General features: G+C 75.5%; 19 protein-coding genes. 4 read left to right on the top strand and 15 right to left on the bottom strand.

Annotation, left to right across the window (positions count from 1 at the left end; translation table 11 throughout):
* Positions 1-111 precede the first annotated feature (111 nt).
* From ACIWVC_RS15120 to ACIWVC_RS15110, 3 genes are all read right to left on the bottom strand, one after another.
* Positions 112-957: an MIP/aquaporin family protein gene (locus tag ACIWVC_RS15120; protein WP_396446204.1), complete on the bottom strand. Its 846-nt coding sequence runs from the start codon at positions 955-957 to the stop codon at positions 112-114.
* Between the two features lie 186 nt (positions 958-1,143).
* Positions 1,144-2,832, bottom strand: a complete 1,689-nt coding sequence (locus tag ACIWVC_RS15115) for a thiamine pyrophosphate-binding protein (RefSeq protein WP_396454242.1) — start codon at positions 2,830-2,832, stop codon at positions 1,144-1,146.
* On the bottom strand, positions 2,829-3,602 hold the full coding sequence (locus ACIWVC_RS15110) for a cyclase family protein (RefSeq protein WP_396446206.1): 774 nt from the start codon (positions 3,600-3,602) through the stop codon (positions 2,829-2,831). Before ACIWVC_RS15110 ends, ACIWVC_RS15115 begins: the two co-directional genes overlap by 4 nt.
* A 217-nt stretch (positions 3,603-3,819) precedes the next feature.
* On the opposite strand from ACIWVC_RS15110, the gene ACIWVC_RS15105 reads away from it, so the two are divergent.
* The gene (locus ACIWVC_RS15105) at positions 3,820-4,959 is read left to right on the top strand and encodes a serine hydrolase domain-containing protein (RefSeq protein WP_396446207.1); all 1,140 of its coding nucleotides are present in this window, start codon (positions 3,820-3,822) and stop codon (positions 4,957-4,959) included.
* 89 nt (positions 4,960-5,048) lie between these two features.
* A complete protein-coding gene (locus tag ACIWVC_RS15100; RefSeq protein ID WP_396446208.1) occupies positions 5,049-5,897 on the top strand; it encodes a siderophore-interacting protein in 849 nt (282 codons plus the stop codon).
* A 50-nt stretch (positions 5,898-5,947) separates the two neighbouring features.
* Here ACIWVC_RS15100 and ACIWVC_RS15095 read toward each other — a convergent pair whose 3' ends face one another.
* Positions 5,948-7,309 (bottom strand): ABC1 kinase family protein, encoded by a 1,362-nt coding sequence (locus ACIWVC_RS15095; protein ID WP_396446209.1) that lies wholly within the window; start codon positions 7,307-7,309, stop codon positions 5,948-5,950.
* 91 nt (positions 7,310-7,400) lie between these two features.
* Positions 7,401-8,027: a QsdR family transcriptional regulator gene (locus ACIWVC_RS15090; RefSeq protein ID WP_396446210.1), complete on the bottom strand. Its 627-nt coding sequence runs from the start codon at positions 8,025-8,027 to the stop codon at positions 7,401-7,403.
* A gap of 93 nt (positions 8,028-8,120) precedes the next feature.
* Between ACIWVC_RS15090 and ACIWVC_RS15085 the strand changes: the two genes are divergently transcribed.
* Together ACIWVC_RS15085 and cphA are read left to right on the top strand one after the other, a co-directional pair.
* Positions 8,121-8,957, top strand: a complete 837-nt coding sequence (locus ACIWVC_RS15085) for a cyanophycinase (protein WP_396446211.1) — start codon at positions 8,121-8,123, stop codon at positions 8,955-8,957.
* A 3-nt stretch (positions 8,958-8,960) separates the two neighbouring features.
* A complete protein-coding gene (gene cphA, locus ACIWVC_RS15080) occupies positions 8,961-11,600 on the top strand; it encodes a cyanophycin synthetase (protein WP_396446212.1) in 2,640 nt (879 codons plus the stop codon).
* On the opposite strand, the gene ACIWVC_RS15075 is transcribed toward cphA, so the two are convergent.
* From ACIWVC_RS15075 to ACIWVC_RS15030, 10 genes are all read right to left on the bottom strand, one after another.
* Positions 11,597-12,400 carry a phosphatase PAP2 family protein gene (locus tag ACIWVC_RS15075; RefSeq protein ID WP_396446213.1) on the bottom strand — a complete coding sequence of 268 codons (804 nt, stop codon included), beginning with the start codon at positions 12,398-12,400 and terminating at the stop codon, positions 11,597-11,599. The two genes, cphA and ACIWVC_RS15075, sit on opposite strands and share 4 nt — an antisense overlap.
* Positions 12,401-12,828: 428 nt before the next feature.
* On the bottom strand, positions 12,829-13,986 hold the full coding sequence (locus ACIWVC_RS15070) for a 4-hydroxybenzoate 3-monooxygenase (RefSeq protein WP_396446215.1): 1,158 nt from the start codon (positions 13,984-13,986) through the stop codon (positions 12,829-12,831).
* A 54-nt stretch (positions 13,987-14,040) separates the two neighbouring features.
* The gene (locus tag ACIWVC_RS15065) at positions 14,041-14,841 is read right to left on the bottom strand and encodes an IclR family transcriptional regulator (RefSeq protein ID WP_396446216.1); all 801 of its coding nucleotides are present in this window, start codon (positions 14,839-14,841) and stop codon (positions 14,041-14,043) included.
* A gap of 1 nt (position 14,842) precedes the next feature.
* Complete coding sequence (gene pcaC / locus ACIWVC_RS15060; RefSeq protein WP_396446217.1) at positions 14,843-15,253, bottom strand: 4-carboxymuconolactone decarboxylase; 411 nt, start codon at positions 15,251-15,253, stop codon at positions 14,843-14,845.
* Positions 15,250-16,032 carry a 3-oxoadipate enol-lactonase gene (pcaD, locus tag ACIWVC_RS15055; RefSeq protein ID WP_396446218.1) on the bottom strand — a complete coding sequence of 261 codons (783 nt, stop codon included), beginning with the start codon at positions 16,030-16,032 and terminating at the stop codon, positions 15,250-15,252. The genes pcaC and pcaD overlap by 4 nt, the downstream gene beginning before the upstream one ends.
* Complete coding sequence (pcaB, locus tag ACIWVC_RS15050; protein WP_396446219.1) at positions 16,029-17,216, bottom strand: 3-carboxy-cis,cis-muconate cycloisomerase; 1,188 nt, start codon at positions 17,214-17,216, stop codon at positions 16,029-16,031. The genes pcaD and pcaB overlap by 4 nt, the downstream gene beginning before the upstream one ends.
* On the bottom strand, positions 17,206-17,769 hold the full coding sequence (gene pcaG, locus ACIWVC_RS15045) for a protocatechuate 3,4-dioxygenase subunit alpha (RefSeq protein WP_396446220.1): 564 nt from the start codon (positions 17,767-17,769) through the stop codon (positions 17,206-17,208). The genes pcaB and pcaG overlap by 11 nt, the downstream gene beginning before the upstream one ends.
* Positions 17,769-18,434 (bottom strand): protocatechuate 3,4-dioxygenase subunit beta, encoded by a 666-nt coding sequence (gene pcaH, locus ACIWVC_RS15040; protein WP_396446221.1) that lies wholly within the window; start codon positions 18,432-18,434, stop codon positions 17,769-17,771. Before pcaH ends, pcaG begins: the two co-directional genes overlap by 1 nt.
* 106 nt (positions 18,435-18,540) lie before the next feature.
* Positions 18,541-19,518, bottom strand: a complete 978-nt coding sequence (locus ACIWVC_RS15035) for a sigma-70 family RNA polymerase sigma factor (protein WP_396446222.1) — start codon at positions 19,516-19,518, stop codon at positions 18,541-18,543.
* Between the two features lie 161 nt (positions 19,519-19,679).
* Positions 19,680-24,170 carry a tetratricopeptide repeat protein gene (locus tag ACIWVC_RS15030; RefSeq protein WP_396446223.1) on the bottom strand — a complete coding sequence of 1,497 codons (4,491 nt, stop codon included), beginning with the start codon at positions 24,168-24,170 and terminating at the stop codon, positions 19,680-19,682.
* Between the last annotated feature and the right edge of the window lie 88 nt (positions 24,171-24,258).

The raw sequence follows: 24,258 nt of genomic DNA, 5'->3' as shown, positions 1-24,258 counted from the left end.
CGTTGCCGCCGTGGTCGAAGATCATGAAGCGGGTGCTGGTCGTGCCCTGGTCGAGCGCTCCGACGAAGTCGGCCATGACTCTCCCTTTCTGCCGGCGGGGGCGGGACCCCGTCAGGAAACGTCCTTGTCCAACGGCGGCTCGAGCGACTCCGTCACTTCCTCGTCCTCCGGGATGTTACGCCCGATGAGCAGGACGTAGAGGGCGGCGCCGAGCAGGCCGCCGAGCAGGGGCGCCGCGATGGGCACCCAGAAGTACAGGTCCCCGTACTGGTCCCTCCATGCGGTCTCGTATCCGGTGAGGTACTGGGCGAGCCGGGGACCGAGGTCGCGGGCAGGGTTGATCGCGTACCCGGCGGCGGAGCCGAACGCCATCCCGATGGCCACGACGATGAACCCGATGAGGAGCGGGGCCAGGTTCGCCAGCGGCGGCGCGTTGCGCAGGTCGACGAGCGCGAGGACGAGGAACAGCAGGATCGCCGTGCCGATGACCTGGTCGCGGAACGCCCCCCACGTGTGGATCGGCAGCGAGCCGTTGCCGGGCATCGTGGAGAACACGAACTGCGTCTTGGCCGTCAGGCCGGGGTCGAACTTGTTGAGGATCTCGGTGTAGTTCCACCGGACGATCAGCGCGCCCGCGAACGCACCGAGCGTCTGGGCGAAGCAGTACGGCAGCACCTTGCGCCACGGGAAGCCCCAGAAGGCGGCGAACGCGACGGTCACGGCGGGGTTGATGTGCCCGCCGCTGATCCGCGCGGCGGTGTAGACGCCCAGCGTGACCCCGAACCCCCACGCCCAGGCGATGGCGTCGTGGCCGCCGAGGCTGTCCGGCGCGCCGAGCCCGCTCCCCGCGACGACCTGCGCCACGACGCCGACACCGAACAGGATCAGGATCATCGTGCCGGCGAACTCCGCGATCATCTCCCGGACGAGTTCCGGGGCCCACGGCCGTCGCGTCATCGCTCCCCCTCCAGGGTGTGTGAGGCAAGCACAGCCGCCGCGAACGCAAGCACGCCTGACAAGAGCGGTCAACGGGTTGTTGCCGACAATGCCGGCCCCCTGTGCCGTCCATCGCACCCCCGGCCACCAGTCCGCGACTGCGTGATCTTTCCCGGGAGAGATCCGGATACACGGCCGGATCCGCGGTCAGTGGCCGCGGAACGCCTCCTCCAGCCACCAGGCCGGCCGGCCCTTGGTGACCTTCGCGTCCACGACCATCGGGCGGTTCCGCGGGCCCGCCAGCCAGTCGGCCACCGCGGCCAGGTCCCCGGTGCGCCGGACGGTCGCCGCCGCGCAGCCGAAGCCGCGCCCGACGGCGGCCAAGTCCGCCGGCGGGAACGTCACCGTGTCCAGCGGATGCCCGCCGGGCCCGAAGTGGTGCACCTCCGCGCCGTACGCCTCGTCGTCGTAGACCACCACGAGCAGCCCCAGCCCGAGCCGGACGGCGGTCTCCAGCTCCGGGGCCGCCATCAGCGCGCCGCCGTCGCCGAGCGCGGCCACGGTGAGCCGGTCGGGGCGGGCCACGGCGGCGCCGATCGCGGTGGCGAGGCCGAGCCCCACCGACTGGAACGCCTGGGTGAACACGAGCCCGTCGCCGTCGGGGACGTCCAGGAACATCGCGGGATAGCCCATGAAGTTGCCCGAGTCGACGGCGACCGTGCGCTCGCGGGGCAGCATCGCGTCGAGCGCGATCGTCAGCGTCCGCGGGTCAACGCGGGGACCGCCGGGGTCGTCCTCCACGGCCGGGTGCTCCTCGTACGGGACGTCCTGCCAGCGGCCCTCGCGGGCGAGCCGCTCCGCCACCTCGGGCGTCCGGTAGCCGGTCGCCCGGTGCCCGCGGTCCGCCAGTTCGGCGAGCACGGCCCGCGCCGTCTCGGCGGCGTCGCCGATCAGGCCGAGGTCGACCGGGCGGTGCGCGCCGAGCGCGCGGGCGTCCACGTCGACCTGCACGACCTTGGCGTCCGGGCCGACGAGCGCGCCGTGCCGGGTCGTCCACATGTTCAGCGAGCAGCCCCAGCCGACGACCAGGTCGGCGCGGCGGATCAGGTCGGCGGCGGCCGGCGTCGCGAACCCGCCGCTGACGTCCAGGGCGAACGGTTCGCCGGCGAACAGGCCGCGCGCGACGGCCGACGTCGCGGGCAGCGCGCCGCAGCGGGCGGCCAGCTCGGCGAGCGGCTCGCGGGCGCCCGCCAGCCGGGCGCCCCGCCCGGCGACGAACACTGGCCGCCGCGCCGCCTGCAGCGCGTCGGCGAGCCGGGCGACCGCCGCCGCCGGCGGCACCGGCAGCGGCGGGATCTCGGACCGGCCCCGCCGCGGCGCGGCGGACCGGCGCTCGGCCTCGTCCGGCAGCGCGGCGCCCTGCACGTCCAGCGGCAGCCCGAGCAGCACCGTGCGGCGCTCGGCGACCGCGGTCCTGCAGGCGCGCGCCACGTCGTCGAGCGCGGTCTGCGGCGAGTGGACCCGCTCGGGGACGGCGCCGACCGCCGCGGCGATCGCCGCCTGGTCGATCCGGAAGTTGGAGCGGACCGCGGCGGCGGCCACCTCGCCCGCGACGACCAGCAGCGGCGTGCGGCTCTTGGCGGCCTCGGCGATGCCGGTGACGGCGTTGGTGAGGCCGGGCCCCTGGTGGACGGTGAGGACGCCGAGGCCGCCGCTCACCCGCGCGTAGGCGTCCGCCATCGTCGCGGCGCCGCCCTCGTGCCGGGCGGCGACGAACCGGGCGCCGTTGGCGATCATCGCGTTCGTGACGTGGAAGTTGCCGCTGCCGACGACCCCGAAGACGGTGCCGGCGCCGAGCCGGGCGAGGGCCTCCCCCACGGCCTCCGCGACGTTCATCGCTCGATCAGCGCGAGGACGCGGGCGGGGCTGCCGGATCCGCCGACGATCGGCAGCGGCGAGGCGAGCAGCACGGCGCCGCGGACCGGCAGCCGCTCCAGGTTCTGCAGCTGGGTGAGGCCGTACTTGCCGGCGCCGAGGAAGTAGGAGTGGCAGGGGAACGGCGGGTCGAACGCGTGCGCGCCGCCCGCGTCGGTGCCGACGGTCTCCACGCCGAGGCCGATGACGCGGGTCTCCTCGGCGAGCCACCGGGCGCACTCGGCGGAGATCCCCGGCGTGTGGGGGCCGTTCTCGTCGGCGTTGAGGAAGCTCTCCTGGTCGCCGGACCGGGCGTCCCAGCCCGTCCGGTAGAGCAGCCAGCCGCCGTCCGGGAGCGGGCCGTGCCTGTTCTCCCATGCCCGGACGTGGTCGATCTCCAGCAGGAAGTCGGGATCGCCGGCGGCGCGCTCGGACGCGTCCAGCACCACCGCCGGGGCGAGGAGCCGGCCGGGCGGGACCTGCGAGACGTCCTCGCCGTCGCGGCCGGTGGCCCAGTGCACGGGCGCGTCGAAGTGCGTGCCGACGTGCTCGCCGGTCTCGATGTCGTTCCAGTACCACGCGGGGCCGCGGTCGTCGTACCGGCTGATCTCCTTGAGCCGGAACGGCACGGTGTTGGCGAACGGCTCCGGCAGCCGCAGGATCGGAGTCCGCTCCGAGAGGGGCGCGGTCAGGTCGACGATCTCCACCGAGCCGTCGGCGACGGCGGTGAGCAACTGGGCGAGAACGGACATCGTTCCTCCGGGCGCGGGCTGCTGTGGGGGTCGCGGGGGCTCCCCGAACGTACCGCAGATGCCCCTGTTCGGAGGGTCACCCGCCCCAGGCCGCCGGACCGTTCACCCATCCGCACGCCCGGCCGCGGATTTTCGTCGCCGGGCCCATGGACGAGCGCCGGAGGCGCGCTCACCATCGGGGCGGAACCCCGGCCGCCCCGCCCCCCACGGAGGTCCGATGCGCCGCCGACGCTGGACGCTCACCCTCGCACTCGCCACCGCCGCCGCCCTCACCGCTCCCCCGGCGCTCGCCGCCTCCCCGGCGCGGACCCCGGCGGAGGCCCCGCCGCCCGCGCCGCCGACCGCGCCGCCGACCGCGGTCACCGGGAACGCCGCCGGCTTCGACCCGCTGCTCCCCTCGTCGCACCCGGTGGAACTGCGCGAGGCGCCCCGGCCGCTGTCGGTCACCTACACCTACGAAGGGCAGAAGCACACGCTCGACGACTACCTCGCCCGGACGGGGACGCAGGGCTTCGTCGTCCTGGACGGGAACGACATCGTCCTCGAGCGCTACGTCACCGCCGACCGCGACACGCTGTTCCAGTCCTGGTCGATGGCGAAGTCGTTCACCTCGGCCGCGGTCGGCATCGCCCTCGGCGAGGGCTTCATCGACTCGATGGACGACCCGGTCACGAAGTACGTCCCGGAGCTCAGGGGATCGGGATACGACGGCGTCTCCCTGCGGGACCTGCTGCGGATGTCGTCGGGCATCGAGTGGACGGAGACCCGCGACGTCCCGTTCGTGCACGTCGCCGCCAGCCTCGGATACCCGCTGACCGAACTGGCGAAGCAGCGGAGGCGCGGCTGGGAGCCCGGGACGAGGTTCGAGTACACCAGCATGAACTCGTTCGTGCTCTCCTGGGTGGTGGCCGAGGCGACCGGGACGCCCTACCACTCCTACGTCCAGAAGAAGATCTGGGGGCCGGCGGGGATGGCGTCCAAGGCGTACCTCGGCAACGACTCCAACGGCAACAGCATGGGCTACTGCTGCTACTACGCCACCGACCGCGACTTCGCGCGGTTCGGCCTGCTCTACCTGAACGGCGGGAAGGCGAACGGGCGCCGGGTCGTCCCCGCCTCGTGGGTGGCCGAGTCCACGCGCCCGTCCGCCCCCTTCAACCAGGGCTACGGCCTGCAGTGGTGGCTCGGCGCGGACGGCGCGTTCTCCGCCAACGGGCTCGGCGGACAGCTCATCTGGGCGTCGCCCCGCCACCGCGTCGTCATCGTCAAGTCGACGCTCGCCACCCTGTTCGCCGGCGAGGAGACCGACGCCGCGTTCGAGGCGGTCGCCGCCGAGGTCGCCCGGACGCGCGGCTGACCGGCGGATCCCCCGGGCCTGGAACAAATCCGGCGTCCCCGAAGGTTAGGGTCCCCTAAGTACTGTGATCCGCATCATCGGAGGACCGCATGGCGACGGGACCGGCCCGCAGGGGACGCACGCTCCACCGGGGGACGGTGCTGCGCACCGAGCGCCTCACCCCGCACATGATCCGCGTGGTCCTCGGCGGCGCCGGGCTCGCGCAGTTCCGCGCGGGCGAGTTCACCGACCACTACGTGAAGCTGCTGTTCCCGCGGCCGGGCGTCGCCTACCCCGAGCCGTTCGACATGGAGCGGGTGCGCGCCGAGATGCCGCGCGACCAGTGGCCCGGCACCCGCACCTACACCGTCCGGGCGTGGGACGCGGAGGCGCGCGAGCTGACGATCGACTTCGTCCACCACGGCGACAAGGGGCTCGCGGGCCCCTGGGCGGCCGGCGCCCGGCCGGGCGATGAGATCCACTTCAACGGCCCCGGCGGCGCCTACGCGCCGAGCACGGGCGCCGGCTGGCACCTGCTGGCCGGCGACGAGAGCGCCCTCCCCGCGATCGCCGCGTCCCTGGAGCGCATCCCGGACGGCGCCGCCGCCCGGGTCTTCATCGAGGTCGCGGGTCCCGAGGAGGAGCAGAATCTCCGGGCGCCCGCCGGCGCGCAGATCACCTGGCTGCACCGCGGGGCCGGCCAGGTCGGCGACCTGGTCGCCGAGGCCGTCCGGAAGCTGGACTTCCCGGACGGCGAGGTGCACGCCTTCGTCCACGGCGAGGCGGACTTCGTCAAGGTGCTCCGCCGCCATCTCCGCGTCGAGCGCGGCCTGCCCATGGCGCAGCTGTCCATCTCCGGCTACTGGCGCCGGGGCCGCGACGAGGACGGCTGGCAGTCGAGCAAGCGGGAGTGGAACCGCCGGGTCGAGCAGGAGGAGGCCGCGGCCCTCCAGAACTAGCCGGTGCCCCTCGCCCAGGCGGTGCCCCTCGCTCAGGCGCCGGCCCCGTACTAGGCGGTGGCCTGCGCCTGGTCGTCGAGGTCCTCGGGGCCGTCGTCGTCGGCGAAGCCGGGGAGCCAGCGTTCGGCCTCGGCGCGGAAGGGGCCCTCGGTCTCCAGCTGGCAGAGGACGCCGCCGCAGCCGGACAGGGCGCGGCTGACCGCGAGGTACTGCGGCGGGAGGCGGAAGGCGCGGGCGAGCGCGCCGGGCCGCATGTCGGAGGCGAGGCCGAGGCCGCGGGCGGTCTGCTCGCGGAGCCATTCGCGGGAGTAGCGGAAGCGCTCCACGGCGAACGGGGCCGCGTGCGGGGCGACCAGGGCGGCGATCTCGTCCGGGTCGACCTCGGCCTCGGGGACGAGGAAGCCCTCCTCGCAGAGGGCGTCGACGATCTCGTCGGGGTCGCCGAGGGTGCCGATGCGCAGCAGCCGGCCGATCGACCACTGGAGTTCCGCGGGGACGCGGGCGGCGCCGCCGAAGTCCAGGACGCCGAGGCGGCCGTCGTCCAGCAGGCGGAAGTTGCCCGGGTGCGGATCGATGTGGATCATCTCGCAGCGGGCCGGGCCGGACAGCAGGAAGCGGAACAGCAGGAGCCCCGCCCGGTCGCGGGCCTCCTGGCCGCCCTCGGCGATGACCTTGGCGAGCGGGGTGCCGTCCAGCCACTCGGTGACCAGCACGTTGCCGGACTGGGCGACGACGGCGGGGACGGCGAAGTCGGGGTCGCCGGCGTAGGCGTCGTGGAAGGCGGTCTGGGCGCGGGCCTCGTCGACGTAGTCGAGCTCCTTCTCCAGGCGGCGCTTGAGGTCGGCGATGACCGGCTTGACCTCGACGCCGGGGAACAGCGGCGTGAACAGCCGGCTGAGCCGGGAGATCTGGTTGAAGTCGCTCATCAGGGCCTGCGCGGCGCCGGGGTACTGGACCTTGACCGCGACGGTGCGCCCGTCGTGCCAGACGGCCTTGTGGACCTGCCCGATGGACGCGGCCGCGGCCGGGCGGTCGTCGAACTCGGCGAAGAGGCCGCGCCAGTCGCCGCCGAGGCCCTCGGCGAGGACCTGGTGGGTCGTGGCGGCGGGCATCGGGGGCGCCGCCTCCTGGAGGCGGGTGAGGCTGGCGCGGAACGGCCCGGCGATCTCCTCGGGCAGCCCGGCCTCGAAGATCGACAGCAGCTGGCCGACCTTCATCGCGCCGCCCTTCAGCTCGCCGAGCACGGCGAACAGCTGCTCGGCGGTGCGGCGCTGGACCTCCAGCGCGACGGCCTCGGCGGGGCGGCCGAGGGTCCGCTTGCCGAACCCGAGGGCGGTGCGCCCGGCGAAGCCCAGCGGGAGGGTCGCCAGCTTGGCGGTGCGCGTCACCGCGCGGCGGGGGATGTCACTCACGGCCCTGCCGTCCCTCTTTCGACGATGCGTCCAATGACTAAGCCTCTCATGGCGAGCGCATGCCACAAAGCGGTCATCACTCGTCCAATGTTCAGCGTCCGGCCGGGGCGGAAGATTCCCCCGCGCCGGGCCCGCAGGGGCGCAGCAGCAGCTCGACGACCTCCATGGCCTGCTCGATCTCCGGCCGGTTCCCGCCCAGGTAGTGGGCGTACATGAACGAGTCGGCGACCCGGACGATCGCCTGCGCCAGCGTCCGGGTCGGCAGCGGGAGGCGCAGCGCGCCGCGGTCGATCTCCGCCTGCAGCTCGCGGGTCAGCAGCTCGGTCGCGCGGTCCTCGATGGTGCCGGGCATGGTGGCCAGCCGGATGAACAGCCGCGGCTCGCGCTCGGTGAACGCCTTCAGCGGGGCCGCGTTCACGACCGCGCGCATGAAGCGCTCCAGGACGGTGAGGATCCGCTCCGCGCCGCTGCCGCCCACGCCCTTGACCGCCACCTCGTAGGTGCGCTCGGTCATCTCCGCCAGGACCCAGCCGAGGAGCTGCTCGCGGCTGCCGACCCACCGGTAGAGGGTCGCGCGGCCGACGCCGAGCTCGGCGGCCAGCGCGGACATGTCGATCGGCTCGCCCCGCAGGTAGTGCTCGGACGCGGCGGCGAGCGCGGCGGACGGCCCGGTCGGTGGCCGGCCCGGGACGTCCGGGGGAACGGGGCTGCCGCTCATCCGCACAGCATGGCACAGCGCCGGGACCGGACCGGCCGGCAGCTCCTCGCGATCGCGCGACTACCCGGGGTGATCAAGGGGTAGTTCGCTGGTGTGAAGGACAAACATGGGAGTGCCGGACGCAAGGGCCGGCTGCTGATCATCGGTGGGGCGGAGAACCGGACCTGCGGGTCGGGCCCGCTGGAGACGTTCGTCGAGCTGTCCGGGGCCGAGGACGCGCGGATCGTGGTCGTGACGACGGCGACGGAGGTGCCCGAGGAGGTCGCCGAGGAGTACACGGCGGTTTTCGGGCGGCTCGGCGTGCCGTCGGTCCGGGAGCTGCGGCTGCTCGGCCGGGCCGCGGCCGACGACCCGGCGACGCTGCGGGCGCTGGAGGCGGCGACGGGCGTGCTGTTCAGCGGCGGCGACCAGTCGCGGATCCGGACCCTGGTCGGATCGAGGACCAACGAGCTGCTGAAACGCCGGCTGGACCAGGAGGGGCTGGTCATCGCCGGGACGAGCGCGGGCGCGACCGCGATGGGCCACTGGATGATCCTGGGCGGGCACGGCCACGAGGTCGCCGCGTCCAGCGTGAAGGTGGGCCCGGGGCTGGGGCTGCTCGACAACGTGCTGATCGACATGCATTTCAACGAGCGCGGCCGGCTGCCGCGGCTGATGAGCGGCATAGCGCTGGACACCCGCCTGCTCGGCGTGGGGATCGACGAGGACACCGCGATCGTGGTGGGCGACGGCCAGTTCGAGGTCGTCGGGACGGGCGTGGTCACGGTCGTGGACGCCGGGCAGTCCACCATCGCCTACGCCGCCTCCGACGACGAGCCGATGGCGATGTTCGACGTGTCGCTGCACCTGCTGCCGGCCGGCTGCACGTTCCAGATGAACGACAAGCTGCCGGCCATCGGCAACATGCGCGGCCCGGACGAGGAGGACTGAACCGTGCGGCTCGACCATGTGCGCCGCCTGAGCGGCCCGAACGTCTACCTGTCCCGTCCCGTCGCGATCGCGCGCCTCGACCTGCAGGGCCTGGCCGGGCACGAGACGACCGACCATCCCGGCTTCGCCGAGCGGCTGGTGGCGGCGCTGCCGGGCCTGGCGGAGCACCACTGCTCGGCGGGCCGGCCCGGCGGGCTGCTGGACGCGATGGCGCGCGGCACCTATTTCGGCCATGTCACCGAGCACGTCACGCTGGAGCTGTCCGGGCTGATCGGCCGGGAGGTGTTCTTCGGGCGCACCGTCCGGGCGGGCGGCCCCGCCGAGTACGACGTGATCCTGGAGTGCCCGCGGGACGAGCCCGCGAGCAGCGCGGTGGTGGAGCGGCTGATCGCGCTCGCCCTGCGGATCGTGGCCGGCGCGCTCGCCGGCGCGGTGCCCGACGCGTCCGGCGACCTCGCCGAGGTGGCCGCCGCGCACGAGGGCGAGCGCCTCGGGGTGAGCACGGCGGCGCTGGCGCGGGCGGCGCGGGAGCGGGGCGTGCCGGTCCGCCGCGTCGGCGATCTCAACCTGCTGCGGCTCGGGTACGGGCGGTACCGGCGGACGGTGTGGGCGGCGATGACGGACGCCACGTCCGCGATCGGGATGGAGGTCGCGGGCGACAAGCGGCTCGCGCACCGGGTGCTCGCCGACGCGGGCCTGCCCGTCCCGGAGGGCCGGGTCGCGGCGTCGGCGGCGGAGGCCCTGGAGGCGCTGCGCGACATCGGCGGGCCGGTGGTGGTCAAGCCGCTCGCCGGGCACCAGGGCGAGAACGTCCACATCGAGCTGACCGAGCCGCCCGAGGTGGTGGCCGCGTACGCCGCCGCGGCCGGCGACGAGGGCGAGGTGCTCGTCGAGTCCTACATCCCGGGCAAGGACTACCGGGTCCTCGTGGTCGGCGGCCGGGTCTCGGCGGCGGCCGAGCTGACCGCCGCGTGCGTCACCGGCGACGGGGAGGCGACGGTCGAGGCGCTGGTGGAGCGGGTCAACGCCGACCCGGCGCGCGGCGAGGGCCACGACCGGCCGCTGACCCGGCTGGCGCTCGGCCCGACCGAGCTGGCGCTGCTGGCCCGGCAGGGGCACGGCCCCGGCTCGGTGCCCGGCGGCGGGGAGCGGGTGTGGCTGCGCCGGAACGCGAACCTGTCCACGGGCGGCACCAGCCGGGACGTGACCGAAGAGGTGCACCCCGACCTCGCCGCCATGTGCGTGCGGGCCGCGGCGGCCGTCGGCATGGACGTGTGCGGCATCGACCTGCGGCTCCCCGACATCGGCTCGCCGCCGCCCGCCGAGCGCGGCGCCGCCGGGATCCTGGAGGTCAACGCCGCGCCGGGGCTGCGCATGCACCTGGCGCCGCACGAGGGGGCGGGCCGCGACGTCGCCGGCGACGTCCTCGACCTGATGTACCCGGCGGGCACGCCGTCCCGGGTCCCGGTCGTGTCGGTGACGGGCACCAACGGCAAGACGACGACCGTCCGGATGATCGCGCACATGCTGGAGCTGGACGGCCGGCGCACCGGCATGACCAGCACCGAGGGCGTGCACGTGGGCGGGCGGCTCGTCCACCTGTCGGACGCGTCCGGGCCGCGGTCCGCGGAGATGGTGCTCGGCGACCGGTCGGTGGAGGCGGCCGTGCTGGAGACCGCGCGGGGCGGCATCGTCCGGCGCGGCCTCGGCTACGAGCGCGCCGACGTCGCGGTGGTCACCAACGTCACCCGCGACCACCTCGGCACGGACGACACCGAGTCGGTGGACGACCTGCTCGACATCAAGGCGCTGGTCGCCGAGGAGATCCGGCGCGGCGGGCACCTCGTGCTGAACGCCGAGGACGAGGCGTCGGCGAGCCTGGCGGTGCGGCCCGCGGTCCGGCGCCGCGACCCGGTGCTCCGCCTCTTCTCGCTGTCGCCGGACGCGCCCGCCCTCGCGGCGCACCTGCGCGGCGGCGGCCTCGGCTACTGCGTGGCGGACGGCTGGCTGACCGAGGCGCGCGGCGACCGCCGCACCCGGATCCTGCCGGCGGGCGAGGTGGCGGGCGCGTTCGGCGGGCACGCCGCGCACGTCCTCGCCAACGCGCTGGCCGCGTCCGCCGCCGCCCGCGCCCTCGGCGTCCCGGTGGACGTGCTGGCGCGCGCGCTGCGCTCGTTCGACCCGCACACCCGCAACCCCGGCCGGGGCTGCGTGTACCAGGTCGGCGCCAACCCCGTCCTGGTCGACTACGCGCACAACCCGGCGGCGGTCGGGGCGATGGGCGCGTTCGTCGAGCGGCGCTGGGGCGCCGGCGGGGTCGCCGCGGTCACGCTGCCGGGCGACCGGTCCGACGAGCTCGTCGGCGAGACGGCGCGCGCCCTGGCCGGGACGTTCGGCCGCGTCGTCGTCTACGAGGACGAGGACCTGCGCGGCCGCCGCTCGGGCGAGATGACCCGGCTGATCGTCCAGGGGCTGCGGGAGGCGCGCCCGGACGTGCGCCACCACCCGGCGGGCGACCTGAAGGGGGCGCTGACCTCGGCGCTGGACCTGGCCGAGCCGGGCGAGCCGGTGCTGCTGCTGTACGAGAAGCTGGAGCCGGTGACCGAGCTGCTGGAGACCCTGGGCGCCGAGCCGGCCGGCTAGCCGGGCGGGGCCGGCTCCGCGGCGGGCGGGCGCAGCAGGAGGACGCCGGCGGCCAGCAGCACGAGCACCACGATGCCGTCCAGCCAGTAGTGGTTGGCGGTGCCGACCACGACCGCGATCGTCACCGCCGGGTGCAGCAGCCACAGCCAGCGCCACCGTGTCCGGGACGTGACGATGAGCCCGAGCGCGATGACCGCCGCCCAGCCGATGTGCAGGGACGGCATGGCCGCGTACTGGTTGGCGACCGTGTCGGTCTGCGGCGGTCCGTACACGGCCGGGCCGAACTGCGCCGCGGTGTCGATCAGCCCGGTCGCGGGCAGCATCCGCGGCGGGGCGAGCGGCACGAGCAGGTGCAGGACGAGCGCGACGGCGGTCAGGGCCACCATGACGCGGCGGACCCACCGGTAGTGCAGGGGCCGCCGCAGGTAGATCCACAGCAGGAACGCGATCGCCGCCGGGAAGTGCACGTACGCGTAGTAGGAGTTGGCCGCGTGCACGAGGAGCGGGCTCTGCAGCAGGCCGTGCTGGACGCCGGTCTCGCTCGGCAGGAGGACGAGGCGCTCCAGGTGCCACACGCGATGGGCGTTGTCGAACGCCTCCGCGACCCGGCCGTTCGCCAGCAGCCGGCCGAGCTTGTAGACCGTGAACAGCACGGTGATCAGCAGCAGCTCACCGACGGCGTGCGGGCGCCCGCCGGGCCGCCCGCCGCCGGGCGGGTCCGCGGCGGCGGGCCGGAGCGCGGGCCGGCGCAGCCGCGCGAGCGCGCCGGCCGGCCGGGACGGGCGGTCGAGGAGGCTCACGTCGGTGTCCTTCTGTGGGCGGCCGGGCCGGTTCCGGGCCGGGGCGGGTTCCGGCCCGGCGGCCGCCCGCCGGAGTCGGCGAGCGGACTCCGTAGCCTCTCACCTTCGACGTCCGCGGTGGGAACCGCCGCCCGTTCCGGAGGCCACCGCGCGCCGCGGCCGCCTAGCGCCGTCACCGCGCCGGCCGGAAGGACGGCCGTCATGCCGGGAGCCCGGTGCACGGCAGGGCGACGAGCACACGCCGGCGGAACGAGAACCGGCCCGGCCGGTACGGCGGCGTGGCCAACGGGACCCCCAGTCGGTCGTGAAACGCGGACATCTCACCCGTGATCGTCCACGCTAGACCGAACTTGCCCAGACGGTAAAAGTTCAGACGCTGCCAAATCGCGTGACGTACGTCTCACCGCACCGCCGGGACGGGGCGGCCCCTAGAAGATCGGAAGGCCGGTGTAGTTCTCCGCCAGGGACGCCTTGGCCGCCTCCGACGAGGCCACGTAGTCCAGGTGGGACCGCTGGAGGCGCCGCTCGAACTCGCTCGCGGCCGGGTCCACGTGCAGCAGCGTCGTCATCCAGTAGGAGAAGTGCTCGGCCCGCCAGACCCGCCGCAGGCACAGGTCGGAGTAGCCGTCCAGCAGGGTCTCCGAGCCCGAGGCGTACCGCTCGGTGAGCGCCCGCGCCAGGATGATCACGTCGGACACGGCGAGGTTGAGGCCCTTCGCCCCCGTCGGGGGGACGATGTGCCCGGCGTCCCCGGCGAGGAACAGCCGGTCGTGGCGCAGCGGCTCGGCCACGAAGCTGCGCATCGGCGTGACCGACTTGTCGGTGATGGGCCCCTCGTGGAGCTTCCAGCCGTCGTCGGTGGCGAACCGCGTCGCCAGCTCGTCCCAGATCCTGGCGTCGGACCACTCCGCGAGGTCCTCGTCCGGCGAGACCTGCAGGTACAGGCGGCTGACGTACGGGGAGCGCAGGCTGTGCAGCGCGAAGCCGCGGTCGTGGTTGGCGTAGATGAGCTCCTCGGTGGACGGCGGGACGTCGGCGAGGATGCCGAGCCAGGCGAACGGGTACTCCCGCTCGAACGTCCGCAGGCCGGGCACCGCCGGGCGGCTGACGCCGTGGAACCCGTCGCAGCCGGCGATGTAGTCGCAGTCGAGGGTGTGCGTCGCCCCGCCGCTGCGGAACGTGACGCTCGGCGCGGACGGGTCCAGGCTCACGGCCTCGGCCTCGAAGCGCACGTCGCCGCCGTCCGCGAGCCGCCGCGCGACGAGGTCCTTGACGATCTCGGTCTGCGCGTAGACGGTGACCGTCCGGCCGGTCAGGTCGGTCAGCGGCACGCGGTGCCCCGCGCCGCCGAACCGCAGCTCCAGCCCGTGGTGGACGAGGCCCTCGCGGTCGAGCCGCTCGCCGACGCCGCTCTCGCGCAGGATGTCGGTCGTGCCCTGCTCCAGCATCCCGGCCCGCTGCCGATGCTCCACGTAGTCGCGGTCCCGGCTCTCCAGGACCACCGAGTCGATCCCCTGCAGGTGCAGCAGGTGGGACAGCAGCAGTCCGGCGGGGCCGCCGCCGATGATCGCGACCTGGGTACGCATCGAGCCTCCTCGTCGTCGGTTCACCCGGCGATGCTGGCGTGCATCGCCGCAGGTTCAAGCACCGGTCTTCCGCTCACCGGAAAAGAAGTCCGGATCGCCGCGCCAGTGCGCGGCGACGTCCCGGGACAGGGCGCGCGCCGCCGTCTTCAGCGGCGGCAGCAGCCGCCGCAGGTCCGCGCCGCGCGTGCCCGCGACCAGCGAGAGCGCCGCGACCACCTCGCCCGCGCCGTCCCGCACCGGCGCGCCGACCGACGAGGCGCCCAGCGTCATCTCGTCCCGGGTGAGCGCGTAGCCGGTGCGGCGGACCTGCTCCAGGTCGCGGCGCAGCTTCTCCGGGTCGGTGATGGACCGCACCGCGTACCGGGCCAGCTCCCCGGCCAGGACCTGCTCCCGCACGTCCGGCGGCGCGTACGCCAGCAGCACCTTGCCGACGCCGGTGGTGTGCAGCGGCAGCATCGCGCCGACCTGCGTGACGACCGGCACCGAGCGGGTGCCGCGCAGCCGCTCGACGATCAGCACGCGGTCCTCGCGCAGCACGCCGAGCTGCACGTTGTCGTGCGTGGCCTCGTACAGGTCCTCCATGTGCGGCAGCGCCAGCTCCCGCAGCCCGGTGACGGCCGGGGCCTGGCTGCCGATGCGCCACAGCCGGGTGCCGATGCGGTACGTGCCGTCCGGGACCCGCTCCAGGAACCCGCCCGCGGCCAGCTCGCCGACGAGCCGGTGCCCGGTCGCCAGCGGCAGCCCGGAGCGGCGGCAGATCTCGCTGAGGTTGAGGCGGACGCCGCCCTGAGCGAAGGCGTTCAGGATGGCCATCACCTTGCCCGCCACGCTCACCGGCCGCGCGCGCTCCGCCATGTCACTCTGTCACTCCGGGTCCGTCCAGCTCGCCTAGTACCCGCTGGGCGACGGCGAAGGCCGAGTTCGCCGCGGGGACTCCACAATAGATCGCCGTCTGCAGGAGCACCTCTTTGATCTCCTCGTGCGTCAGCCCGTTGCGGACGGCGGCGCGCACGTGCATCGCGAGCTCCTCCAGGTGGCCGCCGGCGACCATCGCGGTGAGCGTGATGCAGCTGCGGGTCCTGCGGTCGAGGCCGGGCCGGCTCCAGATCTCGCCCCACGCGTACCGGGTGATCATGTCCTGGAAGTCGGCGGTGAAGCCGTCCTTGCGGGCCTCGGCGCGGTCGACGTGGGCGTCGCCGAGCACCTCGCGGCGCGTCCGCATGCCCTGCGCGTGCCGCTCCCCGTCGGTCATGCGCTCGGCGCTCATCTGCCGTGTCCCTTCCACGTGCGGTCGAGGTGCGCGGTGATCTCCCTGGTCACCGCGGAGGGCCGCTCGACGTTGGCCAGGTGCCCGGCGCCCTCGACGACGGTCAGCCGGGCGCCGGGGATGCCTTCGGCCAGCCGGTCGGCGTGGCCCCGCGGCGGCGTGGGGCCGTCCTGCGCCCCGGCGATCACCAGGGTCGGCGCGGAGATCGCGCCGAGCCGCGCGGTGGCGTCGAATCCGGCGAGGGCGTCGCAGCAGGCCGCGTAGCCCTCCGGGTCGGTCGCGCGGAGCATCGCGGTGTAGGTCTCCGCGCGGGTGAAGGCGGGGGTGAACCAGCGGCCCGCGGCCGAGTCGGCCACCGGGCCGACGCCCTCGCGGCGGACGAGCGCGGCGCGCTCCCGCCACGCCCCCGGGTCGCCGAAGCGGGGGGACGTGCAGCACAGGACCAGGCTGGCGACGCGGTCCGGGGCGCGCAGGGCGAGCGCGGTGCCGATCGCGCCGCCGAGCGACACTCCGGCGTAGGCGGCGCGCTCGGCGCCGAGGCCGTCCAGCAGGGCGGCGACGCCGCCGGCGAGGTCGTCGACGGTGAACGGGCCGTCGGGCGCCGGCGCGCCGCCGTGGCCGGGCAGGTCGAAGCGCAGGACGCGCCAGGCGCGGGTCAGCGCGGGCAGCTGCGGCAGCCACAGGTCCGCGGACGTGCCGAGGGACGGGCCGAGGACGACGAGCGGCGCTTCCTCGGGGCCGTCGAGCCGGTACCGCGGCGTGATGTCCGTCCGTGTCACCGCCGGCTCCTCCGGTAGGCGTCCAGGGCCCGGTCCACCAGGACGGCGGCGTTGCCCGGCCCCGGGTCGCCGCCGAGCACGTCCAGCAGGTCGCCGAGGCCGGCGCGCATCGACTCGGTGGAGACCTCCAGGCCGTCCAGCAGCTCGGCGGCCGTCTCGGCGGCGCCGCCGGTGAGGCGCAGGCACTCGCGCAGCGGCTGCCACTCGGCGTGCCACTCCCCCGCCGGCCGCTCCTGCGGCGCGGCCTGCGCGGCGAGGATCACCTGCGTCTGCGCCGGGACCTGCAGCGCGGCCGAGCGGATCAGGGCGGACAGCGCCGGGTTGCGCTTGTGCGGCATCGACGACGAGCCGCCCCGGCCGGGGCCCGCGGCCTCGGCGGCCTCGCCCACCTCGCTCTGCGACAGCAGCCACACGTCCGTGGCGATCTTGCCCAGCGCGCCGGCGGTGACGGCCAGCGCCGCCGCGAGGCCGGCGACGGGCGCCCGGCGGGTGTGCCAGGGCAGGACCGGGCGGTCCAGGCCCGTCTCCTCGGCGTAGGCGGCGACGAGGTCGAGGGCCCGGTCGCCGAAGGCGTCCAGCGTCCCGGCGGGGCCGCCGAGCTGCACCGGAAGCGGCACGGCGGCCAGGCCCGCGCGGGCGTCCAGGCAGCCCATCAGCCAGTTCGCGGCCTTGGCGCCGAACGTCGTCGGCAGCGCCTGCCGGCCGAGCGTGCGGGCCGCCGTGGGGGTGTCGCGGTACCGCTCCGCGAGCCCGGCCAGGGCGTCCAGCGCCCGGTCGAGGTGGGCGAGCACGACGCGCCTGGCCCGCGCCGCGACGAGCATCGCGCCGGTGTCGGCGATGTCCTGGCTGGTGGCGCCCCTGTGCACGTGCTCACCGGCGGCTCCGGCGAGGGCGCGCAGGTCGGCCACCAGCGGCACGACCGGAGTGCCGGAGCCGCGGGCCCGGCGGGCGACCGCGACGAGGTCGAACCGGCCGGGGACGGCGGCGGCCGTGATCGCCTCGGCCGCCGCCGCCGGGATGATCCCCAGGCGGGCCTGCGCGCGGGCGAGCGCCGCCTCGGCGTCCAGCATCGCGGTCAGGTAGGCGGGGTCGCCCGTGGCGGCCTCCGCCTCCGTCCCGGCCCGGACCGGCGACAGCAGGCCCGCGTCGGGGCCCGGCCCGCCGCAGGGCTCGTCAGTAGGCAAGGAAGACCGTCTCTCCTTCCCCTTGCAGCCGGATGTCGAAACGGTACTCGCGCTCGCCCGCCCGCTCGGCGACCAGGGTCGCGCGGCGGCCCTCCGGGACCTCCGCGAGCAGCGGGTCGGCGGCGTGCACCGCCTCGTCCTCGGGGAAGTACAGCCGGGTGAAGACGGGCTTGAGCAGGCCGCGGGCGAAGACGAGCACGGCGATGTAGGGGGCGCCGGCGCCGGACGCGCCCGGCTTGACGGTGCTGAACCAGTAGCCGCCGTCGGCGTCGGTGCCGCACCGGCCGAAGCCGGAGAACCCGTGCCCGGCCCGGACCAGGCCGCCGGGGCGCCGCGGGATCGCGCCGTCCCCGTCGGGCTGCCAGATCTCCAGGAGCGCGTCGGGCACCGGCTCGCCCGCGCCGTCGAGGACCCGCCCGCGCACCTGGATCGCGTCCGGCCGCCAGGGCGGCACGACCTCCGGGCCCGCCGCGTAGGGCAGCGCGAAGCCGAAGAACGGGCCGACCGTCTGGGACGGCGTGGCGGGTGACGGGGTGAGTGAGGGAGTGCTCATCAGGTCTCCATCGGGGTGTCGCCGAGAACGATGTCCCACTGGTATCCGAGCGCCCATTCCGGCTTGGTGATCTCCATGTCGAACCGGGAGATCAGCTTCTGCCGGTCCTTCTCGTCCGGGATCGACTGGAAGATCGGGTCGTAGGCGAACAGCGGGTCGTCGGGGAAGTACATCTGCGTGACGAGCCGCTGGGTGAACGCGGTGCCGAACACCGAGAAGTGGATGTGCGCGGGCCGCCACGCGTTGTGGTGGTTGCCCCACGGGTAGGCGCCCGGCTTGATCGTGATGAACCGGTAGCGGCCGTCGTCGTCGGTGAGGCAGCGCCCGGCGCCGGTGAAGTTCGGGTCGAGCGGCGCCGGGTGGATGTCGCCGAGGTGGTTGTACCGGCCGGCCGCGTTGGCCTGCCAGATCTCCACGAGCGCGCCCCGCACCGGCCGGCCGCCGCTGTCCAGCACCCGCCCGGTCACGATGATCCGCTGCCCCTGGGGCTCCCCGGAGTGCTGGACGGTGAGGTCCTCGTCCAGCCGGCCGAGCTCCTGGTGCCCGAAGACCGGCGAGGTCAGCTCGACGCTGTCCGGGCCGAGTTTCGGCATGATCAGTTCCTGCTTCGGGGCTCTGAGCACGGTGCTCTTGTAGCCCGGGTACAGGTACGGGGGGTGGGTCATGCGCTCATCCCTCATTCCCACGTCGCGGACACTCCCCACCACCCTGGCAGGCCATGCCGGAGGAGCCGCAGGCGGGTTTCCGCTCACTGGAAGAGCGGGAGGCCGATCAGAGGTGTTCGGCCAGCCCGAACAGCGGGAACAGGCTGGTGTCGAAGAACACCGAGACGTGCGAGACGCCCTCCGGGGTGACGCTCAGGACCTGCAGCTGGAACGCGCGGAGCACGCCCTCCTCGTCGCGCTTGTAGAGCCCGAACGCCGGCTGCCCGTTGGCGGCCGCCGGGACCATCCGGATGTCGCCCGGGCCGGGCCGGCACTGGGCGATGATGAGCCGCACGACGTGCTCGGCGCCGACGAACCACTCGGGGAACGGCGGCATCTCCCAGACGACGTCCTTCTTGAACAGCTCGATGAGGCCGGTGATGTCGGCGTCCTCGAACGCCTTGGCGTACCGCTCCAGGAGGTCGCGCTGCCCGGGGTCGGTGGGCTCGACCAGCTCGTCCCGCATGGGGGCGTCCTGCTCCAGCTGCGCCCGCGCCCGCTGCAGCGCGCTGTTGACCGCCGCCGTCGAGGTGCCGAGCAGCTCGGCGACCTCGGCGGCGCGCCACTTGAGGACGTCCCGCAGGATCAGCACCACGCGCTGCTTGGCGGGCAGGTGCTGCAGCGCCGCGACGAACGCCAGCCGGGTGCTCTCCCGGGCGGCGACGATCGTGGCGGGGTCGGCGGCGTCGGCGCCGAGGACGGCGTCGGGCGCCGGCTCCAGCCACGGCACCTCCGGCGAGGCCACCACGGGCCGCTCCGGGTCGTCGCTCGGCGCGCCCAGCCCGGACGGCATCGGCCGCCTGCCGCGCTGGTCGATCGCGGTCAGGCACACGTTCGTGGCGATCCGGTACAGCCACGTCCGCAGCGACGACCGGCCCTCGAAGTCGCCGTAGGAGCGCCACGCCCGCAGGTAGGTCTCCTGCACCAGGTCCTCGGCGTCGTGGATGGACCCGAGCATCCGGTAGCAGTGCGCCAGCAGCTCCCGACGGTAGGGATCGGCGAGTTCCTGGAAGTCGCGGTCTGATTCGATCGTGGTGTTCGCCATGGTGATCGTCACCTTCGTTCGGCGGCATCGCTCCGTCGGCGCGGCCGGCGGGCCCCGTCGCCCCCGACCGTAGGAGACCCCACCGACAGAACGCGTGCATTCCGGATCCTACGCGCCCGCCTCTCCGGTGTCCCCGCTCGCGGCCCCGCCGCGGGCGGGGCTCACCCGAGCAGGGAGGCGAGCAGGCCGCGGGCGTCGTCCGCGGACTCCCGGTCCCCGGTCCTGGCGCAGACGGCGGCCGCCCGCGCCAGGTGCGCGCGCGCCTCGCCGGGGCGGCCGAGCGCGAGCTGGATCCGGCCGGCCAGCAGCAGGCTGCGGCCGCGCCCCCACCGGTCGCCGATGGCGACCTGGATCTCCAGCGCGTCGAGCGCGTGCCGCAGGGCCTGCTCGTGCTCACCCGCCTGGGCGTGGACGCGGGCGATGTTGTCGAGGGTGTCGGCGGTGCCGCGGCGGTCGTCGATCTCATACCGGATGGCCAGCGCCCGGCGGCCCTGGTCGAGCGCCTCGGCGGTCTCGCCGAGCCGCCGCATGAGGCGCGACAGGGTGTTCAGGCTGTCGCCCTCGCCGCGCCGGTCGCCGATCTCCCGGCGCAGCGCGAGGGCCTGCGTGACGAGCTCCAGCGCGTCGGCGAAGCGCCCGGCGTTGCGGTGCACGCGGGCGAGCAGGTCGAGGATCTCGCCCTCCCCGTGCCGGTCGGCGTTCTCCCGGTGGAGCCGCAGCGCGTCCAGCCCGGCGGCGAGCGCGGCGGCCTCGTCGCCGAGCCGCCACCGCGCGTGCGCGAGGGTGCCGAGGCTGTCGGCCTCGCCGCGCCGGTCGCCGATCTCCCGGTACAGGGCCAGTGCCCGCTCGGCGAGGCCCACGGCGACCTCGTTGCGGCCGAGCCTGCGGTGGTTGCGCGACAGGGTGGCCAGGCTCTCGGCCTGGCCGTGCCGGTCGTCGGTCTCGGTGCGGATGCGCAGCGCGGCGCCGGCGTGCCGCAGCGCCTTGCGGTAGCGGGCCATGCAGTAGCAGACGCGCGCGAGGCCGTCGCGGGCCGCGCTCTCGCCGTCGAGGTCGCCGATCTCCCGCAGGATCGCGATGGCCTTGCGGGAGTGCCGGACGGCGGCGCGGAACGCGGCCTGGTGGCAGCACACGTCCGCGAGCAGCGTCCGGGTCCGGCCCTCCGCGGCGAGGTCGCCGATCTCCCGCTCGATGCGCAGCGCCTCCTTCAGGACGCGCCGGGCCGCCGGGTACTGCGCCAGCCGGCGGCGGACCCGGCCGATCGCCTCCAGCGTCTCCGCCTCCCCGTAGCGGTCGCCGGTCGCCCGCTGCAGCCGCAGGGCCTCGGCGAGGTGCGCGAGCGCCGCGTCGTGCCGGCCCAGCTCGCCCTGCAGCCGGCCGATGAGCGTGAGCGCCTCCGCCTCGCCCGTCCGGTCGTCCATCTCCCGCTTGGCCTCCAGGACCTCCAGGGCGGTCCGCAGCGCCCGGCCGTACCTGGCCTGCCTGCGGTCGATGTGCGCGAGGGTGAGCAGGTCGTCGGTCTCGCCGTGCCGGTCCCCGGTGCGCCGGCAGATCTCCAGGGACTCCTGGGCGCACTCCCGGGCCCGCGCGTAGCGGGCGGTGCGCGCGTGGATGCGGGCGAGGACGTACAGCGCGCCGCTGGCCCCGGCGAGGTCGCCGATCTCCCGCTGGATCGCCAGGGCCTCCCGCGCGCGGGAGAGGGCCTCGTCGTAGCGGCTCTGGTGCCAGCGGACGAGCGCCAGCTTGGCGATGCTCTCGGCGACGCCGCGCCGGTCGCCGATCTCGCGGCGGATCCGCAGCGACTCCTCGGCGTGCCGGGCGGCCTCCGGGTACCGGCTCGTGCGGATGCCGAGGCGGGCGAGGACGTCCAGCGTCACGCTCTGGCCCGGCCGGTCGCCGGTCTCGCACTGGAGGCGCATCGCGGCGGTGGCGTGCCGCAGCGCGGCCCCGTGGTCGCCCATCCGGCACTGGATCCTGGCGATGGTGGCGAGGCTCGCGCCCTGGGCGATCCGCTCGCCGCCGCCGACGCCGGCCCGGGCGTGGTTGGCGAGGGCGGCGAAGGCGTGGCCGAGGGCCTCGCCGTACCGGCCGGCGCTGCGCTCGATCTCGGCGAGGTTGGTCAGCGTCTTGCCGAGGCCGTACCCGGCCTTCATCCTGCGCTGGAGGGCGAGGGCCCGCTCCACGTCGCGGCGGGCGTCGGCGTGCCGGCCGAGCCGCCGCTCCACCAGGGCGACGAGGTTGAGCGCCGACGCGACGCCGTGCTCGTCCCGGATCCGCCTCCGGATGGCCAGGGCGGCCCGCGCGTGCCGGATGGCCAGCTCGTACCGCCCGGAGTCGTGGTGGAACTGGGCGATGGTGCACAGCGCCTCGGCCTCCCCGTACTGGTCGCCGACGTCCCGGCAGATGCGCAGCGCGCGGGTCGCGTCCTCGAAGGCGGCCGGGCGGTCCCCCAGGTTCTCGCGGACGCGCGCCCGGCTGATCAGGCTGGCGGCGACGCCGGTGAGGTCGCCGACGTCCTCCCGGATGCGCACCGCGTCGTCGGCGCGGGCGAGCGCCTCGGCGAGCCGGCCGCTGCGCCGCAGCGTGCGGGACATGCCGTCCAGGACCTCGCCCTGGCCGCGCCGGTCGCCGAGCCGCTCGCGGACGGCGAGCGCCCGCCGGGCGTAGCGCAGCGCCAGGTCGACGCGGCCGAGGCGGCGCAGGATCCGGGAGATCAGCTCCAGCGCCTCGGACTCGCCGGCGCCGGCCCGCAGCTCCCGGTGCAGGCGCAGCGACTCGCGGGCGTGGCGCAGCGCGGTGCGGTAGTGCGCGAGCCTCCAGTGCACCTGCGCGATCTGCGCCAGCGCCTGCCCGGCGCCGTGCCGGTCGCCCTCCCGGGTCAGGATCTCCAGCGCGCGCTCGCCGAAGCCGAGGGCCTCCTCGTTGCGGCAGCACAGCCGCTCCGCGCGCGAGCGCGTGTTGAGCGCCCAGCCCGCCCGGCGGTGGTCGCCGAGCTCGGTGAAGATCTCGTACGCCGCCTTGGCGTCCGCACCGGCCTCGGCGTGGTTGCCGCGGTCGCAGTGCACGACGGCGAGCTGGTCGAGCATCAGCGCCTCGGAGTGCCGGTCCCCGGCGGCCCGCGCCGCGGCGAGGCCGAGCCGGTGCACCTCCAGGTTGTCGGCGCCGTGCTTGTCCCGCCGCAGCAGGTGGAACAGCGCGTCGGCGAACCGCCAGGCGAGCGCGGGCTCGCCGCGCTCGGCCGCCCGCCGCGCCATCGCCACGACGGCGGCCCGCTCCGCCTCGAACCAGGCGAGGGCCCGCTCGGCGGCGGCCGGGGACAGCGGCTCCGCCGCGCACGCGGGGCCGGTCGCCGACGGCGCGATCGCCGCCGCGGCCTCGCGGACGCGGGTCAGGTACCAGCCGAGCAGCCGCCGGGCCGCGGGGCCGGCCGCCGCGCCGTCCTCGCGGGCGAGCCGCTCGGCCGCGTACTCGCTGAGCAGCTCGTGCAGGCGGAACCGGCCGACGGTCCCGGGCTCGACGAGGTGGCGGCGGACGAGGCCGCGCAGCAGCCGGCGCGCCTCCGGGACGGGCACGCCGAGCAGCGCGGCGAGGCTCTCTGCGCCGAAGTCGTAGCCGTGCAGGAGGCCGAGCATCCGGAAGACGCCCTGCTCGCGGGGGGGCAGGCCGTCGTAGGACAGGTCGAAGGCGGGCCGGATGGCGAGGCCCGCGTCGCCGTCGAGGGCGAGCACGTCGAGCCGGCCGCCGCAGGTCAGCTCGTCCACCACGGCGGCGACCGAGTCGAACGGCCCGGCGGCGAGCCCGACCACCGCGATGCGGATGGCGAGCGGCAGCCGGCCGCACGAGTCGGCGAGGTCGGCGACCGCGTCCGGCTCCCGCTCCCCGCGGTCGCCGCCGAGCAGCCGGGCGACGAGCTCGCACGACTCGTCCGTGGTGAGCGGGGCGACCGGGACCGACACGGCGCCGAACCGGGCGTCGAGGCCCTCCAGCCGGGTGCGGCCGGTCACCACGACCAGGCAGCCGGGACCGCCCGGCACCAGCGGGACGATCTGGCCGGCGTCCGCGGCGTTGTCGAGCACCACGAGGACGCGGCGCTCGGCGACCAGGGAGCGGAACAGCGCGGCCCGGCGCGCCTCGTCCGCCGGGATGTCGCCGGCCGCGACGCCGAGGTCGCAGAGCAGCCGGAACAGCGCCCGGGCGGGCGTCGCCGCGGTCCGCCGGGACAGCCCGTGCAGGTCGAGGAAGATGTGCTCGTCGAAGCGGCCCGCGTTGCGGTGCGCCCAGTGCAGCACCAGCGACGTCTTGCCGACGCCGGCCATGCCGTGGATGTGCACCACGGTCGCCGAGCCGCGGCCGCCGGACGAGGCGAGCGCCTCGTCCATCGCGGCGAGCTCCCGCTCGCGGCCGACGAAGTCGCGGGGCGCCGCGGGCAGCTGCCGGACGGGCGGCGCGAACCGGGGCGCCGCCTGGTGGACGATCTTGTCTCCGGCGACGATGTCGCCGTCGGCGTGCACGGTGTCGTGGAAGTGCGCCGCCGCCCCGTCCGCCGGGGGGCGCCGGCGCCGCGCGAGGCCCGCCGCGCCGCCGCCCCCGTCCGGGCCGCCGGACGCTCCCCCGCCGAACCCCTCGCCGTCGAATGCGTGCTCTCTCGTCATGGCCGGGTGCCGCCTTCACCTGTCATGATCGGGGTCGTTTCCAGGAGAACCCCCGGGCGCGGCCCGCACAACGCCTCGTCCAATGCCC

This window comes from Actinomadura sp. (assembly GCF_044508335.1).
In the GTDB taxonomy this organism is placed as follows: Bacteria; Actinomycetota; Actinomycetes; order Streptosporangiales; family Streptosporangiaceae; genus Spirillospora.
The sequence above is the reverse complement of the archived record's forward strand: the minus strand, read 5'-3'. Positions and strand labels throughout refer to the sequence as shown.

Bases quoted from the DNA above. Each gene is read 5' to 3' on its own strand.
- ACIWVC_RS15120 (WP_396446204.1), bottom strand. From the start codon at position 957: ATGACGCGACGGCCGTGGGCCCCGGAACTCGTCCGGGAGATGATCGCG.
- pcaH (WP_396446221.1), bottom strand. From the start codon at position 18,434: ATGACCCACCCCCCGTACCTGTACCCGGGCTACAAGAGCACCGTGCTC.
- ACIWVC_RS15110 (WP_396446206.1), bottom strand. From the start codon at position 3,602: ATGTCCGTTCTCGCCCAGTTGCTCACCGCCGTCGCCGACGGCTCGGTG.
- pcaG (WP_396446220.1), bottom strand. From the start codon at position 17,769: ATGAGCACTCCCTCACTCACCCCGTCACCCGCCACGCCGTCCCAGACG.
- ACIWVC_RS15030 (WP_396446223.1), bottom strand. From the start codon at position 24,170: ATGACGAGAGAGCACGCATTCGACGGCGAGGGGTTCGGCGGGGGAGCG.
- ACIWVC_RS15090 (WP_396446210.1), bottom strand. From the start codon at position 8,027: ATGAGCGGCAGCCCCGTTCCCCCGGACGTCCCGGGCCGGCCACCGACC.
- pcaC (WP_396446217.1), bottom strand. From the start codon at position 15,253: ATGAGCGCCGAGCGCATGACCGACGGGGAGCGGCACGCGCAGGGCATG.
- ACIWVC_RS15035 (WP_396446222.1), bottom strand. From the start codon at position 19,518: ATGGCGAACACCACGATCGAATCAGACCGCGACTTCCAGGAACTCGCC.
- ACIWVC_RS15070 (WP_396446215.1), bottom strand. From the start codon at position 13,986: ATGCGTACCCAGGTCGCGATCATCGGCGGCGGCCCCGCCGGACTGCTG.
- ACIWVC_RS15065 (WP_396446216.1), bottom strand. From the start codon at position 14,841: ATGGCGGAGCGCGCGCGGCCGGTGAGCGTGGCGGGCAAGGTGATGGCC.
- ACIWVC_RS15115 (WP_396454242.1), bottom strand. From the start codon at position 2,832: ATGAACGTCGCGGAGGCCGTGGGGGAGGCCCTCGCCCGGCTCGGCGCC.
- ACIWVC_RS15100 (WP_396446208.1), top strand. From the start codon at position 5,049: ATGGCGACGGGACCGGCCCGCAGGGGACGCACGCTCCACCGGGGGACG.
- ACIWVC_RS15105 (WP_396446207.1), top strand. From the start codon at position 3,820: ATGCGCCGCCGACGCTGGACGCTCACCCTCGCACTCGCCACCGCCGCC.